This window comes from Cerasicoccus frondis (assembly GCA_031296915.1).
Lineage (GTDB): Bacteria > Verrucomicrobiota > Verrucomicrobiia > Opitutales > Cerasicoccaceae > Cerasicoccus > Cerasicoccus frondis.
In genome coordinates this window covers 355151-371521 of sequence record JAVDPC010000001.1, presented here as the reverse complement: position 1 = coordinate 371521, position 16371 = coordinate 355151, and the positions used below count along the sequence as shown (strand labels likewise).

Here is a 16371-nt window from a genome sequence, read left to right as displayed (position 1 = left end):
CAATGGACCGCTTCAGCTGATGACATCTTCCACAAAATTAATCAATTTTGCAATAAACTAAGCTAACGGAACACTAGGGTCACGCAGTGACCAATGGTGATGCCGGGTATTTTTGAGGGAGGTTCTTGTACCACTGTAGGTATGCCACTAAAACTCAAGCTCCGATCATAGGCCCGGAGCTTGGCGATGCCGGGTAGCCGAGTCTGGCTCCCGTTTGATTCAAGAGGTGGATTAGTCTACGTCTACGCGCTGGGTAACACTGTAGAATTCCGCATTGCCGCCAGATGAGCCTAGAGCGATCAGACTTGTGCCGGATGGCGCATCTGCTTCACTCCAGTCGCTGGGACTTCCATCCAGATTGTTACTGGTCACAACTTTTAAGTTATCGCCGCCGTTGAGGGTGATCACCGTTTCGCCGTCGACGGTAACCAGCCGCACATCAACTTGGTCGGCAAATGTTTGTGGGGCGCTTGAACTTGTTTTGGTGAGTACGTGGATATTCAACTCGTCCGAATCCAGAGAGAAATTATAGGCGAACGTCTTCGAGGCATTGATGAAAACTGGCGCGGGGTCTTCGCCATCGGAGAAGGTTAAGGTGTTGCCGCCCGCCAAGCTAAAGTCGCCATTCAAGAGGCCGCTGACGGAGCCCAGTGAGTCAATCTGTATGCTGCCCTGTTCAGTTTTGAAGTTGGAAGTGTAGTAGAGATCAACGAACAGTTCGGGCTGGCCAGTGCTGCCAGCGTAGTCGTTGATGTCACCCTCTCGGTTTGTTTCCGCGTCTGCATTGTAGTAGCTTTCACGCAAATCGACTGGCACGATTAGTGAAGCGACGCGCCATGTTCCTTCGAGATCCGATAAGCTGAGAGACGCAGGCTTTCGGGCCAGGATGATTAATTCGATGCTTTCGCCTTCATCGAAATCGGTGCACACCATCAGGTCCTTACTTTGATTTACGGAAAAGGTGAGGGAGCCAGCATCTGGATCATCCGGCATAATGAGGGCCTTGAGCCCGTTAGTACTGACTTCCCCGGAAAAAAGTCCACTGAAACTACCATCATCGATGGTAATCTCCCCCCAATAGCTCTCAAATTCGTCAGGACGATGTAAGTCGACTAACTCTTCGCCCTCCTGAGCATAGTCACTGTTATCGGCCTGACGATTGCCGGATTCAGAGGCGTAAGACTCGATAAGAGTCGCGGGAATGTAAGCGGTGCCGATTGTCCAATCGCCATCTAACTCGGCGAGGCTAAGGGTTGCTGGTTCGCGGACGAGAATCGTGAGCTCCTGGCTATCGTCTTCGGTGTCGGAGGTGACTAAGAGCTCATTGAGCAGACTCACAAACACCGGGACTGCTTCGGCGAGTGATTCGTCATTGTCCTTGGTTAGGATGCGACCGCGGTTGAAATCCAGAATTTGGCCGGAAAAATCACTCCCACTGTAAACGCCCTCGGTGGATATGTTCAATGAAGCCTGCACAGCCTCAAAGCTGGTGCTGAAATAGGTGTCGACCAGCCTTTCATTCTGTTGTGCGTAGTCTTGCGAGTTTTGGGATGTGCGGGTGGTCTGGGTATCGTAGTTGTAATACGTTTCCTTCAGAGCAGTAGGCGTCTCCAAGGTATGTTCAACCCAAGTGCCTGCAAGGTCGGCGACATCGTCAGCAAAAATGAATGAAACGGGCAGTGCGTAGAAGAGGGCGCCCAAAATCCTAAAGTGTGATATCATTCTGATAGTCTGGCAGTTACCGAATTTTCTGTCAACAGTGCATGGTGGGGTATTAGGCTCACCAATGCAGGGTGATCCGACCTTAAGCTATGGGAAAGTTACACGAAGCGCTTCTGATTTCACTTCGTGTAATTGCTCAAGCCAGACTGTAGGGGGTAATGGTGTAGCTGAAAGCGTAGCTACCCGGTTTAATACAGTACTCTTCAGATGTTTGCGGGCCACAACTGCCGGTGCCCAGTCCGCGCTGTTTGTGGTCGATGTGAATCAGCGTTTCAGCGCGCTTTTTATCCTCCAATTCATGAGGATGGTAACTGGTAAAAATATCCTCGTCGGTATAGTGTCGAACTGAGAATTCAAATGTTGGATCGGCTTTGAATTGTAAGCCAACTTGTCCGTTGTCCAGACTGAACCAGCGAACATCAGACTTGGCGCCGTTTTCTTGAGGCATGGCGTATTTAACATACTGCTCGTCGACAGTGCCTTCATATAAGCCAACTGGGCAGCAGGCATCGCGATCGATGTAATTTTCCCATGGGCCTTTGCCGTACCAACGTAAGTTCTCAAAACCTGCGGGAGTCGCCATCACGACGCCAACCCGGGGTAGGGTGGGCAATTCCTGATGATAATCCAAAGCATGGCGAACTGCCAAGACGCCGCTAGGGAGAACCTGAAGCGTTTGCTCATGTATGATCTCTCTGTCTGCATCCTGGCCGACCCAGATCGTGCGTTGAGAAACGGTTGCGCCATCAATGCTGAGACTATGGCTTTTCTTCTTTAAGTTATTGAAACCGGCATTTAGCCACATGCCCAAGGGCTTTTCATCCTGGCCTGTCCATTGTCGAATGCCGTCATTGTCTGTTGTCGCCCGCCAGCAGCTGAGTTTGGCGGATTGGCTGAGTAAGCTTTGTCCGGCAAAGTTGATGGCGGTGATTTCCTGTTCGTTGACATCTGCAATGAGCTCCAAGTCTCCACAGCTAATAGACGTCGTTGAGTCGCTCACATCGATCGTTACTTCCTGCGAAGGAGCCGGTTCCGCTGGAGTGATGTTTGTGGCTGGCATGGAAAACTGCTCCCAGGCTACTTCATGATCAGCTTCCGCCCAAGTCGTAGCTTCGCGGAGCGTGAAACTAACAGTGAGGAACGACTCCTGGTCGGCGCGGCGGGTGATCTTCGGCAAGTCGAGTTGCACAACTTCTGAAGCTTCGGGCATCGTGCTCAGCGCAGGCAGCATGCCCTCGGCAACGACTACGCCTGCCGTTTCAATTTTCCATTTGCCAACGTATTGAGCCAACGTGGTGAAGTAGTTCTTATTTGCGATTCGCAGCTTCCCCTTGGTCAGGTCGATTTGCGTAATGCCGATCGGTTGCGCAAGCTTCTTGAATTCCCAAACTGCAGGGCGGATTGTGCGATCGGGCGCGACCATCCCGTCGGTGCAAAAATTGGAGTCATGCTGGGGTTCGCCGAAGTCGCCACCGTATCCCCAGTATTCGCGGCCTTGTGCGTCGGTTGTTAAGATGCCATGGTCGACCCACTCCCAAATGAAGCCCCCTTGGAGGCCTGGATAGCTTTCAAATAATTCCCAGTAGTCTTTGAGACCACCGCAACTGTTGCCCATCGCATGGGAGTATTCGCAGTAAATGAATGGCCGGTGGTCAGTGGTTGTTTCCGCCCATTCCTTTAATTCCTCCAAGCTGGAATACATCGGGTTGATCATTTCGTTGTGAATGGGCTGCGTTTCGGCCCAGTCTTTGGGGCCTTGATTCCACTGGAAGTGCAGCTCGCCCTCATGGTGGAAAATTCGGGTGCTGTCCAAGGCAAGCATTGCCGCGCCCATCGCTTCGTGGTTGTCGCCATGACCAGATTCATTGCCCAGAGACCAACTGAAGATACAGGCGTGGTTGCGGTCTCGGAGCACCATGCGGACGCCTCGTTCTACGAATTGGTTGCGCCAACGTGGGTCGCGGCAGATCGTTGCATAGTTGGCATGGGTTTCGAGATTCGCCTCATCCATAATGTAGAGGCCGTATTCATCGCAGAGGTCATACCACAGTTCATCGTCAGGATAGTGCGACGTGCGCACAGCGTTGAAATTAAAACGCTTGAGAATCAGAATATCCTCGATCATATCCTCGCGCGTGAGCGAACGACCGGTGCGCATGTTAAACTCATGACGATTCACGCCGCGAATCATAACAGGCTTGCCGTTGATGAGCATTTCACGGCCCTCGACTACAACATTGTTAAAGCCGATACGCGTTGATTTCGCCTCAATCAATTCGCCTTCATCGTTGTACAACGAAACAGTCAGTGAATACAGGTTTGGTGTTTCTGCGGACCAGGCGGCGCAGTTCGGAATCAGCGCAAAGAAATTCGCAGCGTAATTGCTGATACGGTAGCGGGGATCGATTTCTTGACTGTCAGCGAATACAACCTCTCCCTGTGCATCGTGCAGCTCGGCTTCAACCGTCCAGCCTTGTAGTGGCCCAGTGGGCAAATGTGCGCCGATGTCCAACCCGAGCTTGATCTGCAAATCGAGTTCACCTTCCTTAGTCAGGGTGTCGTAATCGGTCTCTGCAAAAACATCCTGCAACCAAGCCTTATTAGTCGAGTACAGGAACACTCGGCGGTAAATGCCGGCATGCCAGAATTGATCCTGGTCCTCGATATAGTTCGAGTCGCACCACTTGAGCACCTTGACGGCGAGCGTGTTGGCGCCTTCTTTAATCACCGATGAAATATCGAACTCGGACGGCAGGCGATTGTCTTTCGACATGCCTACAAAGACGTCATTAACGTAGACTTCGAAATAACTTTCCACCCCCCCGAAGTGCAGCACTGTACGCCGCTCGGCCCAGGCCTTACTGATTTCGAATGTGCGTCGATAGACGCCGGTCGGGTTTTCCTCTGGAACGACTGGCGGCGTGTTGTCATAGGCCATTTTGACGTTCGTATAAATCGGCTTATCCCAAAAACCCTGTAGCGTCCAAAGAGAGGGGACTTTCTGTGCGCTCCATTCGGTGTCATCGAAGTCTTCGGTTAACATATCGTCGCTGACGTCGGATGCTCGATGAAACAGTGCGAACTGCCACTCACCGTTCAGGCAGTGCGTCCACTCGGACGGGCCACCTTGTCGTGCGGCTTCGACGCTTGGATAGCCCAGCATGCCGGAATGCATGTCGAGTCGGTTCAAGTGCGTGAGTTCGGGGATTTCCCAAAGATTTTTCGAAGTGCGAATTGGATATTCCATAGACTGCGGGGATGGAGAAATCAGCAATCCATGTCTTTACGCAGTCTGCCGCAAGATAAAATCTGCTTAGCTTGGTGACTCGGAGCGGGGATCTTTCACCCGAGAGATAAAGTAGAGTGATATGAGGATGCCTACAGTCGCGAACACTGCTTGCAGCTTCATGGAGTCATAGGCTGTCCAGAAATACGAACCAACGAGCGCGAAGATAATCATAGAGGGACCATTGAGTATGCCCGCAAGCGCTCCGTATGTGGGCCTCCGGTGATCGGGCGCGATTTCCAACATCAGCGTGATGTTGCCAATGATGTTGATGTATTTGGTCATGCTCGCGATGAAGAAATACGCCATGAAGGCCGCGTAACTCTCGGCAAATGCGGCAATCAAAAAGGACGTGATGAACAGCACGCGCGCCACGACCAGGAGCACTTTGCCCCCAATGCGGTCTCCCAAATAGCCAGCGCCGACATTGCCAAGCACCTGACCAATTGTAGCGGCGACCAATGCGTCACCAGCGAATCCCTCATTAGCGCCGAGAACCCTGATTGCGTAAATGGCGACAAAGGGCATCAAGAAATTAGATGATGGCCCCATTAACCGCATGATCGCGAAGTTACGGAAGTTGCGATCTACGCGCAGGATGTCCACTAAATCGCGTAGGTAGGCTTTGAAGCTTCGCTTGGGCTGCACATTGACAGGCTCCACCACCTTTTCTTCAACAAACAGGAAACTGATGTATGAGAAGACCAGGAAGGCAAATGCGATTAGGTGCAATAGCCCAAAGCCCAGCGAGCCGTCATAGCGATCCAAAAGCCATTTGATGATGAATCCAGCGACGAGGGCAATGGCCGCTGCGATGAGGTTGCGGTTTGCGGTGAGTGATGAACGCCGATTCGTGGGCACCGTTCGCGCGACTACCTGAACCCAGGCGCCATGACCGATGCCGCCGCTCAATCCTGATAAAATCGGCGCCAGTGCGAGGGCCGCTAATGCTATTTGAGGGTGTTCATCTCCGTACAGTATAATAATGACTCCAGCAATCAGGATTACCAGTCGTTGAGGCACGCCGGTAAACAAGACGATGCGCTTCATGTAGCGACTTCTTTCGATGAATGACGCCGTAAAGATCGGCGCCATAATCAGCCCGATGAACATGGATGTTGGCAGCAGAGATATCAGCCAGTTTGGCGCCCCCAACTGCTGCGCCATCACCGTTAGGACTGTATCGGCCGCCAGAAACGACATGCCGCCCATGAACAAACCGCCTTCGAGTGTATGCGCGAGGTAGTTTTTCCGATCCCGATTCATTGGCCGTGGGGGAGGTGAGTCCCGATGTAACGGCGTGAAGCGATTGGCTGTAGAGTAGGCGTCACTCACCTACGCTGGGCAGGAAACGTCTTTAGCGCAACTGGAATGTCAACTTGGTGTAGCGCGGGCGGAGGTTGTTTTTTCCTGCCATAGGTCACGGACGGTTTGAATTGCCGCTTGAATCATAGGCTCATCTTGGCGGCTTTTTAAGTAGCCGAGTGACAGGGTAACGGATCCGCTCAGCTGGGGAATAATCGCTACTCTGTCCCGATGGACTGAGTTCCGGACGACCTCTTCAGTTAGGACGCTTAAGCCAAGACCACTGGCGACGAAGTTCATCGTTGAGTGCTCCTCATTGTTGGAGCGAATGCGTTCTTCGATGTGGATGTTGTGCTCGGCCTGCCACTCCTTGGTGAATTTATACAGTGAGCAGCCTTCGCTGGCGAAAATCCATGGATACTCCTGGAGTTGGGCAATCGGAGCTTTGGCTAAAGCGTCAGCCCAGTCCAGAGGCGCCAATAGCAGGATGCGGCGCTTTTCCAGTGAAATGGATTCTATATCCGCATAACCGCTTTTGCCCTCAAAGAAAGCGATGTCGAATTCCTCATTTTTCAGACCACTGAGAGTGAATTGAGATGGGCCGAACTGGCAGTCGAAGCGCAGCATGGCAAAGCGCTTACCCAGACGACCAATGATTTCGTCGATATAAAGTGTCTCAGGCGGATTGTTTACTCCGATGCGCAGCGTGCCTGCCACGTCCCCTTCAAGCAATTGCGCTTTCCGGCGGAGCTTGGCAGTATATTTTAAAATATTCTCTGCATCTTCCCAGAGGGACCGCCCCGACTCCGTCAGCATCATGCCACGAGAACTACGGGTAAAAAGGCGCACACCCAGCTCCTCTTCCAAAGCTTTGATATGGGCGCTAACCGAAGGGGCGCTGAGGTAGAGACGTTCAGCGGCGCGCGAGACATTTTCTTCCTCAGCGACAACACAGAAGGTGCGCAGTTGGTGTAAATCCAAGCTCATAGCGAAATGATTCTCCCATTGATAAACAGCTTGCGGCCTTTAGGCAACTGCTGGCTGTTGAACATGGTAATTGCTGGTAGTTGCCGAAAGAGGCGGATGATACGCTTTTTCATGCGCCAAGTATAGCGCAGCGCACGCTAGACGACCATGAGTGTTCACTGAGGGCGCATTCAGAAAAGCTGAATGCAACTTCTGATGCTCATTAATCCGGCAAACGAATCTCGCTGCCGTGCTGCATTTTCAACTGATAACCAGCCTTCTGGTAATCCCAAAGATCGAGACGTCCGTCTACAAACTCCAAGTATAGATAGCCTGAATTATCAGCCCAATCCGGTGACCAAGCTCCGCTGTTAGGCGTGAGATAATATTGTTCCGATCCATCAGTGAAGGGCGTTTCCGACGGCATCGGTCGTGCGGTGTATTCCCAAGTCTCTACGTTTTCGACTTTTGATTGCGCCTGTGGAGCGCCTAACGCGATGTAAACCGCCTGTCGACTATCGCCTATGGCGATGCCACCATCAAGCGCCCGCTTTTGGGCGCCTGCGTCCAATCCTCCAAACGCCTCTGAGTATTGGCGCGCCCGGTGAGCTTGAGTGGAATCGCAGCCGCAAAGGAACACTAGCAATGCGAATATCAGACCGGCGCTTTGCTCCGCGCAGCGTCTGTTATTCTTTATCCAGTGTTTCCTCATCGACGTTGAATCCATGAATGTGCTCGGATTCTCCCGGCGTGGTCATCACTTTCCACATGCACCAACTGAACAGCGCAATAACGCCCCCCACGGAAACGATCATGAATAGCCAGCCACCTGCGGTCATGCTTCCTCCTTCCAGTTTTTATGAACAGCTTCGTAACGCCTTACGCTGGAAACCAGGACCGCGAAAAAGGCAAAAAGTATAGCGACCAGACCCAAGCTGAGCCAGGCAGCGAGATTCACAGTTTTTCCGTCACCTCCAATCAGGTCAGTCACGTAACCGCTTAAATCCGGTTCGCCGCCCGTGAAACTGATTCCGAATACATTGGTTAGGATAAAGCAGACGAAAATAATTATCAGAAACAGCGGACTGACGTACTTCATGATGAACCTATAGATCTTTGGGATGCGGATCGCCGCCCCCTCATGGGCTTCGGTAAATCCTCGGTCGATGCCAAACACCCACCCAAAGAGGATTATCTGAATTGTCGCCAGCACGAAGATCAGGAACGTGCCCACCCAGAAATCCAGTGTGTCCAGCGCTTTGATGCCAGCGCTGAAATAAACCACAAATCCGCAACCAATCGCAGTGATGATGCCGAGGATCGCGCAAGAGCGTTTTCGATCAGCCCTCATCGTCTCCTCAATGAAGGCGATGCCTGGCTGGAGCATCGAGATCGAACTGGTCATTGCTGCAAGGAAGAGCAGGAAGAACCAAAGGGCGCCGAAAGCATTGCCAATCGGCATTTCCGAGAACACTAGCGGCAATACTTTAAAACCGAGGTCGAAGGTGCCCAAACCAGCGCCTGCCAGACCCGCAACACCGATAAACGCCACCGCAGCGGGAATGGTGATCAGGCCACCGAGCGCAACTTCGCAAAATTCGTTGGCGCTGGTGGCGGATAGGCCACTGAGCACGACGTCGTCATTTTTGCGCATGTAGCTGGAGTAGGTGATGATTACGCCAAAACCCACGGAGAGGGAGAAAAATATCTGTCCGGCTGCTGCCAGCCAAAGCTCTGGGTGGCGTAATTGCTCAATGACTCCGACTTTATCGACTTCGTATTTCACGCCATCAACGGTTTGGCCATCAAGGCTGGCATACTTTGCCTTAAAGCCTTTATCGACGATTTCGCGTCGAGTGGAATCACCGGAAGCGACATCGGTTTCGACCACGAAAGTCTTCACTGGATTCCAGAGAAAGCCCAAGCCGTTGTTGACGTTTTCCTCGGGAGCCGTGACGTCCGTGGTCAACGTCATCACGCGAATCAGCACGATGACGGCGATCACCACGAGGGTGGGGACAGCAATCTTGCAGAAAAACTCAATGCCACCGGAAATTCCTCGAAAGATGAGGATGAAATTCAGGATAAACACAAAGAAGAGGTATGGGCCAACGTGTGAAACGCCAAAGCCCTGAAAGGCCTGCCCATCATTTTCAATGCCGATGAATGAGCCCCACCAGGCTTTGGATTCATCAATCGTCGTGAACTCCATGTTGCCCAGAGCAAAATTGACTGCATAGCCCAAGCACCATGCCTCAATGTAGACGTAGTACATGTAAATGACTACCGGGATGATGACGCCGATGATGCCTACATACTTGGAGATTGGGCTCCGCCAGATTGCATTAAAGATGCCCGGGCTGGAATTGAAGCCTTTTTGACCTCCGTGTCGGCCCATTGTCCATTCGGCCCAGCAGATCGGTAGGCCGATCAGCAGAAACGAAATAAAATAGGCGATCATAAAGGCGCCGCCGCCATTCTGTGCGACTTGTCCTGGAAAACGAAGAAAATTCCCCAAGCCCACAGCGCTGCCAGCGACTGCCAGAATCACCCCCAGTCGGGAGTTCCATTGTTCTTTTTCAGTATTAGTAGAAGATGCCACCTTGGGGCGGCATTTGAAGCATGAGGCGCGCCAAGAGCCAGCATAAAATGGCGCCTAAGTTTAACGAACTTCAGGAAAAGCCGCCTGAAATGCTGCAGTCACCTTGGATGTAATTTCACCGGGCGCTGTTAGTTTGTAATCCTGCAAGGTGGACACGGGCTTGATTTCAAAGGACGAATTAGTGATGAAAATTTCCGGCGAACGAAGCAACTGCTCTCGTGTCGGCGACTGCTCGCGAATGGCTGGAAAGAGCTCCATGACTTTTCCGCGAATAACGCCCGGCAGCGCGCCGCTTGATAGGGGAGGCGTGCACAGGCATTGCTCCTCATCGACCCAGAAAAAATTACTGATGCCGCCTTCGACAACTTCGCCATGCGCATTGCTGAGAAGGCATTCATCCCATTCTTCCGCGCGTGCTTCCAGATGCGCGGCGCGAAACAGCGCGTAGTTGTTGCTCTTGATGGCTGAATAAGGACTTAATCCGGGGTGGGGCCAGTCGCTAAATTTGAGGCGGTAGAGATCTGGCGGGTCTGCACGGCGTGGCGCGGTAACGAATATAGTGAAATCAATCCCTTCGTGTCTGGGGTGACAGGAAAAGCGGACCCAGCCTTCCGAAAATTCATTCACGCGGCCAAGCTCGACAATGTGTTCATGGACTTTATCTGGGTCGAGTTCCAGTTGGATATCGAGCGCCTGCATGTTGCTGGTAAAACGCTGCCAGTGCTCTTGGAAAAAACGCGGCATGCCGCCTTGAAGTCGTAGGGTAGAGAAGCAGCCCAGACCGTAGAGCACTGCAGGCTCATAGATGCCAATTTTAGCCTGATCGTGCTCGATCAACTCGCCATTGAACGCGATTTTCATGAATTTATATTACAGAAAGGTGATACAGGTGGAAGCCTATTCGCTTTTCAATGCAGCAAAAAGCGCCTTGGCTTTGTGAAGCGTTTCGTCGTATTCGGCTTCCGGCTCGGAGTCCCAAACAATGCCCGCGCCAACTCCGAAGTCGGCTCGGCCTTCCTGGCAGGTTATGGTGCGAATCGCGATGTTCAGTGCGATGTCGCCGTTGAATCCCAACCAGCCGATCGATCCGCAAAAGATATCGCGGGGCGAGGGTTCGAGTTCTGCAATGATTTCCATGGCTTTCAGCTTGGGAGCGCCAGTAATGGAGCCGCCTGGGAATGTGGCGCAAAGCAGTTCGCGCAGCGTTACGCCAGGCCTTAGCGTGGCTTCCACTTCGCCAATCAGGTGATGAACGGTAGCGTAACTCTCTAGGCGATACAGCTCATTTACGCGGACAGTCCCAAATTTTGCGAGGCGACCGAGGTCGTTACGCTCCATATCGACGATCATCAGCAGTTCAGCGCGTTCCTTGGGGCTGGCGAGTAACTCCATGCGAGAGCATGCATCATCCGCCTCGTTCGCGCCTCGTGGACGAGTGCCTTTAATCGGCCGTGTGACGATTCTATCGCCTTGAACCTGTAGGAAAAGTTCTGGTGAGCTGCTCAGAATTTGTCGGTTCCCCTGATGCAGGTAGGCGGCATAAGGAGCGGGGTTTTGCTGACGCAGGCGGTTAAACAAGGTGGCGGGGTCGCCCTGAAATGCAGTAGAGAAAAACTGCGCCAAGTTCGCTTGATAGATATCACCCGCGGCAATGTGTTGACGTGCTTTCGCAACTGCCTGGCAGTAGTCTTCCCGACTTCGATTGGGGGTAAAATCCGCGCCGCAAAACATCGGGCCATCTTCGGCGGGGGGGAGCATGAGTATGCGTTGCAGCGCCTGTAACGCCTGTTGCCCGTCTGGCGTGTCGGTTGCTCGCAATGACGCAATCCCATTGTCGTGATTGTAGACATAGACCGCCAAATAGAATTGAAACTGGAAGTCTGGCCAATGCTGTGCCCGCCCGCGCTGATCATTTTGACCAGCAAGCCGACGACCGAATTCATAGCTGAAATGCCCAATGGCGCCTCCGGCAAACTCGACTTGATTGGCATGCGCTTCAATTGTTGACGCCAAGATCTCCAGGCTGTCTCCGGTCAGGTAATCAATACCCTCGGCTGTTATGCGCTCGATGCGTGGCCCCCATGCCCGCAGGGTCATCGAGGGACGGGCGGCCAGGATGGAGTGACGTTGCAAGCTGCTGGAGCCTGAGCCGCTGTCCAGCCAGCAACAACCTGCTTCACGGCGTAAGCGCGCGAATGCCTCCTCTGGAGATAGATTGTTGGGCTCAAGCAGGGCCATCCGCACAGCCTGAGGCTCTATCAGCAACAGTCAAACTTACGTACGCCCTCGCAGCCAACTTCCTCAAGGTGCTCTGCGATGCTTTTGCCGTCGATGACGAAATGCGGGGCAAGCTCGGCCCATGGCGCTAGAACAAAGGCGCGTTTGGTGGCTTCGGGGTGGGGGAGGGTGAGCTCTGCGGTCGAAATCTTACTTTGCCCAAAGGCGAGTAAATCAATGTCCAACGTGCGTGGGCCCCAGTGAACGTCCCGGGTTCGACCGCAGCTTTGCTCGATCTGCTGACCAAGCGCCAACAATTCGTGGGGCGAGAGGCTGGTCTCAATTTCGATGACCGCATTTAGAAAGTCTGCCTGTTCAATCGGCCCAACCGGCTTGGTTTCAAAAAACGATGAGCTACGGACACTTTGGATGCCATGCGCCTGTTCAAATTCCGCCAAGGCATGTTGGAGAGCGGCGGCGCGATCTCCGACATTGCCGCCTAAGCCGATGTAGGCACGAGCCACAGTTAGCCTTGAGCCAGCTCGATGGACCGCGTTTTGGCGGCAATGACTGCATGGCGCACGATATCCCGCAGCTTGTCATCGGAAAATTGCTCCAACGCTGCCTGAGTGGTGCCTCCCGGCGAAGTCACCTGGCGGCGCAATTCTTCTGGGTCCTCGGAGGACTCTTTCAATAGATTGCCTGAACCGATAACCGTTTGGCGCGCCAACTTGGCGGCGACTTGTGGAGGCAGTCCCGCCGCGATTCCTGCTTCAGCCAGTGCGGCGGTGAATTCAAAGACGTAGGCTGGACCACTGCCGCTAACAGCGGTTACGGCATCCAACTGATCTTCAGGCACGGCGACCACTTCACCCAATGCGCCAAGGACCAATTGAACAATTTCGTTGTCGGAATCGGACAGCCGTTGGTCACTGGCATAGGCGCTGATGCCTTCGCCAATCTGGCCGGGAGTATTGGGCATGGAGCGCACGCGATTGCGGGCGTCCGGAAAACGCGCGTTGATGCGAGCTAAGGGGATGCCTGCTAGAATCGAAATGATCAGCTGGTCTTTGGCCAAGGCGGCAATCGTCGCATTGAGCCCGTTGAACTGCTGCGGTTTGCAAGCGAGCACGATGATGCTTGAAGCGCTGAGCAATTTCTCCAATTCCGGCTCATAAACGATGCCGGTGCTCTTGGCCAATTGGGGACCAGTGGGATCATCGCCACAGGTGCAGCCAATCTCAGCGGGGCTGTAATGGCCTGTTTTGAGCAGGCCGCGAACCATGGCGGACGCCATGCGTCCGGCGCCAATAAACGCTACTTTAATCATGCCGTGAAACGCTGCTCGCGATATTCTCCGTCCGCGTGGAAATTAAGGAGGCGCCTTGCGATTGATGGGTCGAACCGCTGTTCGGAATCACAGGCTCTATAGTGGGTTGCTTGACGGGATGATGCATGGTGGCGACACAGCCGGTATCCGCGCGATTTACGAGGGTTAAATCTCCTTTGAGGTTGCGCATCGCGTGTCGCGCCATGGTCAGGCCAAGGCCACGCCCAACCGAAGTTTTCGACGTAATAAACGGATCAAATATATGGTCCCGAATATCGGCCGGAATGCCATTCCCTTCATCCAGTACTTTCACCAGCAGGGTCTGCGCATCATCGGATAATTTTACCTTCAGCGCGATCTTCTTATTTTCGTCCTCAGTGCTCTTGGGGTAGGACTCCCAGGCGTTGACCAATAGTTTCAGCAAGACGCTTTCAAAGACTTCGCTGTTTGCTTCGAACTTATACGACTCTGGAATGGAGTATTCAACCGGCGCCTCCATTTCTACGTCATACTCGTCCTTGAAACGCTCCAAGGCCCCATCGATGAGGATGCCGATCTGCAATGGAGAGATTTGGACGCGCTCGTTGGTGGCAATCGAGCTTAGGTGCCGGATGATGTTCACCATGCGCTGAATGGCCTGATCCATCAGTGATACGCTGCGCTTAACCATGTCTGGGCTGTCATAGCCGTTGCGCAACAAGTCGAGATAGCCGACGACAACACCGAGCAGATTATTCAAATTGTGGGCGATGCCTTGAGTAATGGCGCCCACTGCGGCGCTACGGCGAATTTCACCCAATTGCGTCTGCAGTTCGATGTTCTCGCGATAAATCTCCTGAATGCGGAGCTGGGTTTTCACACGCGCCAAAGTCTCTTCCAGGTCGATCGGCTTGGTAATGTAGTCGACAGCGCCGACTCCAAGTCCTTCCAACTTACCTTCTTTGGATGACTTCGCGGTGATGAAAATGACGGGGATCGTTTCCGTTTCTTCGTTTTCCTTCAGCTTCTCGCAGGTCTCGATGCCATCCATTTCCGGCATCATCACGTCGAGTAGAATCAGGTCCGGCTTGCGCTGGCTGACGATGTTCAGGCATTCCTGGCCGTTGAAGGCGGTTAATACCTCGTATCCCTCACGTTCTAATTTACGCTGGAGCAGCTTGATGTTGATCGGTTGATCGTCAACGACGAGGATGAGCTGTTTTTTAGATTCGGGAGGCACTGCGCAGGAAAATTATGGTCTAAAACCGGGGTGTTGTTACTCAAATTTTCAACAGACTGCCTAACATATGAAGTCGTTTAGACGTCGCAAGTTAAATTAATCATTGGGTTTCGTCCGATGCCGCAACCGTAATCATGGCTGGAGCAGCCACCACCAGAGTCGAAGCGGGGATGTCGTGCAGCGCCTGTCGCTGTCGGTGAAACAGCATGACAAAGTAATTCACAACCAGCAATGGGACCACCATAAAGATGCAGGACGCCTTGATGCTGGCTCTGACGCCGGCTTCGAGCGGAGTGGGGGGACCCGCATGGCGCAGGCTCATGACGCGAAGCCCGAAGACGGATTTGCCCAACGAGCTTCCTTGCATGAGGACCTCGCTGAGAAAGAAATACAGCCAAACCAAACCTGCGGTGAGCGTGTAGGCGAATAGAATTCCCTCTTGGGCCGACATGGACAAAGGGGGGATTTCCGGGAAATCCTGCATGTAGGCCTCCGACCAAGCCATGTATTCTGTCCAGGTTTGAGGATACATGGTCGGCCAGAAAAACTTGCTCAGGAGAAATCCCGCCACCAATAGAATGATGGAAAAGTCCAGCAGTGCGCTGATAGTCCGCTTTTCCCGCGTTGCGACAACAATGACTGGCAATTCAGGCAGTTGTTGAGGCAGCGGGGGAGGCTGAGAGGGGTTTCGTTTCGCCATGATCAGGCGCTGACTGCGCGGCGATAGGCGCTGACGGTATTTTTCATCAGCATAGCCACTGTCATGGGGCCGACTCCACCCGGGACAGGGGTGATCTGCGCGCACTTGGGAGATACTGCGTCAAAATCGACGTCGCCGACAATGCGGTAGCCTTTTTTCTTAGTGGCGTCATCCACGCGATTGATGCCCACATCGATCACGACGGCGCCTTCCTTAACCATGTCAGCGGTGATGAAGGCGGCCTTACCCATCGCGGCGATGACGATGTCCGCCTCGCTCACTACTTCGGCAAGGTTGGCTGTGCGGGAATGCGCAATGGTCACCGTGGCGTTGCCGAACTCAGCTTTCATCATCAGGAGCAGGGCGGCGGGCTTGCCGACGATCAAACTACGACCGACGACCACGACGCGCTTGCCGCTGGTGGCGACGCCGCTGCGCTTGAGTAGCTCGATTACGCCGGCTGGCGTGCAGGCGACGAAAGCGCTTGGGTCTTCCTGGACGAGCTTGCCAATGTTGATGACGTTGAAGCCGTCGACATCTTTATCGGGCGAAACGCGGTTAAAAATGACGCGTTCTTCAATGTGGTTGGGCAGGGGGGCCTGGACGAGAATGCCGTGGACGGCAGGATCGGCGTTCAACTGATCGATCACCGCGAGCAGTTCGTCCTGCGTGATGTTCTCAGGCTGAACGTGCAGGGTGCTTTCAACGCCAATTTGCGCGGCAACCTTCTGCTTCTTGTTGACATAAAAAACGGAGGCTGGGTCTTCGCCCACGCGGACAAAAGCCACGCCGGGTTTGGGGCCATTGAGCGTGGCCAGCTCAGCCTTCAGTTCTTCGAGAATTTGCTCGGATATCGCGTTTCCGTCGATCAGTTCCATGCGGGCGATTGCAGAACCCCCCGTCGCCGATGGCAAAGCAAAAATCGCCCGATGGTAAACTTACGGAATGGAACCAATCATGCGCCGTCGAATGAGTGTCCTGCGTACTGAATTTCCCCACCCAGTCTGTTATTGCCAAATAAGAA

At 53.4% G+C, this 16371-nt stretch carries 14 protein-coding genes; all 14 read right to left on the bottom strand.

The window, feature by feature from the left end:
* Nucleotides 1–231: 231 nt before the first annotated feature.
* Nucleotides 232–1722 (bottom strand): hypothetical protein, encoded by a 1491-nt coding sequence (locus tag RBB63_RS01530; RefSeq protein ID WP_309380397.1) that lies wholly within the window; start codon nucleotides 1720–1722, stop codon nucleotides 232–234.
* A gap of 136 nt (nucleotides 1723–1858) precedes the next feature.
* Nucleotides 1859–4969 carry a glycoside hydrolase family 2 TIM barrel-domain containing protein gene (locus tag RBB63_RS01525; RefSeq protein ID WP_309380395.1) on the bottom strand — a complete coding sequence of 1037 codons (3111 nt, stop codon included), beginning with the start codon at nucleotides 4967–4969 and terminating at the stop codon, nucleotides 1859–1861.
* 66 nt (nucleotides 4970–5035) lie between these two features.
* Nucleotides 5036–6274 (bottom strand): MFS transporter, encoded by a 1239-nt coding sequence (locus tag RBB63_RS01520; protein WP_309380393.1) that lies wholly within the window; start codon nucleotides 6272–6274, stop codon nucleotides 5036–5038.
* Between the two features lie 108 nt (nucleotides 6275–6382).
* Nucleotides 6383–7300, bottom strand: coding sequence for a LysR family transcriptional regulator (locus RBB63_RS01515; RefSeq protein WP_309380391.1), 918 nt, complete (start codon nucleotides 7298–7300; stop codon nucleotides 6383–6385).
* A gap of 202 nt (nucleotides 7301–7502) precedes the next feature.
* The gene (locus RBB63_RS01510) at nucleotides 7503–7925 is read right to left on the bottom strand and encodes a hypothetical protein (RefSeq protein ID WP_309380389.1); all 423 of its coding nucleotides are present in this window, start codon (nucleotides 7923–7925) and stop codon (nucleotides 7503–7505) included.
* 40 nt (nucleotides 7926–7965) lie between these two features.
* Nucleotides 7966–8118 carry a hypothetical protein gene (locus RBB63_RS01505; protein ID WP_309380387.1) on the bottom strand — a complete coding sequence of 51 codons (153 nt, stop codon included), beginning with the start codon at nucleotides 8116–8118 and terminating at the stop codon, nucleotides 7966–7968.
* Nucleotides 8115–9881, bottom strand: coding sequence for an SLC5/6 family protein (locus tag RBB63_RS01500; RefSeq protein WP_309380385.1), 1767 nt, complete (start codon nucleotides 9879–9881; stop codon nucleotides 8115–8117). The genes RBB63_RS01505 and RBB63_RS01500 overlap by 4 nt, the downstream gene beginning before the upstream one ends.
* A 60-nt stretch (nucleotides 9882–9941) precedes the next feature.
* Entirely contained in the window at nucleotides 9942–10742 is an 801-nt protein-coding gene (locus tag RBB63_RS01495; protein ID WP_309380384.1) for an aminotransferase class IV, read from the bottom strand.
* 36 nt (nucleotides 10743–10778) lie between these two features.
* Complete coding sequence (pabB, locus tag RBB63_RS01490; protein WP_309380383.1) at nucleotides 10779–12146, bottom strand: aminodeoxychorismate synthase component I; 1368 nt, start codon at nucleotides 12144–12146, stop codon at nucleotides 10779–10781.
* Nucleotides 12140–12622 (bottom strand): 2-amino-4-hydroxy-6-hydroxymethyldihydropteridine diphosphokinase, encoded by a 483-nt coding sequence (gene folK, locus RBB63_RS01485; protein ID WP_309380381.1) that lies wholly within the window; start codon nucleotides 12620–12622, stop codon nucleotides 12140–12142. The genes pabB and folK overlap by 7 nt, the downstream gene beginning before the upstream one ends.
* Before the next feature lie 2 nt (nucleotides 12623–12624).
* Nucleotides 12625–13428 (bottom strand): pyrroline-5-carboxylate reductase, encoded by an 804-nt coding sequence (proC, locus tag RBB63_RS01480; RefSeq protein ID WP_309380379.1) that lies wholly within the window; start codon nucleotides 13426–13428, stop codon nucleotides 12625–12627.
* Entirely contained in the window at nucleotides 13421–14647 is a 1227-nt protein-coding gene (locus RBB63_RS01475; protein ID WP_309380377.1) for a response regulator, read from the bottom strand. Before RBB63_RS01475 ends, proC begins: the two co-directional genes overlap by 8 nt.
* A 100-nt stretch (nucleotides 14648–14747) precedes the next feature.
* Nucleotides 14748–15347, bottom strand: a complete 600-nt coding sequence (locus RBB63_RS01470; RefSeq protein WP_309380375.1) for an RDD family protein — start codon at nucleotides 15345–15347, stop codon at nucleotides 14748–14750.
* Nucleotides 15348–15349: 2 nt separating this feature from the next.
* Nucleotides 15350–16225, bottom strand: a complete 876-nt coding sequence (gene folD / locus RBB63_RS01465) for a bifunctional methylenetetrahydrofolate dehydrogenase/methenyltetrahydrofolate cyclohydrolase FolD (protein ID WP_309380373.1) — start codon at nucleotides 16223–16225, stop codon at nucleotides 15350–15352.
* Between the last annotated feature and the right edge of the window lie 146 nt (nucleotides 16226–16371).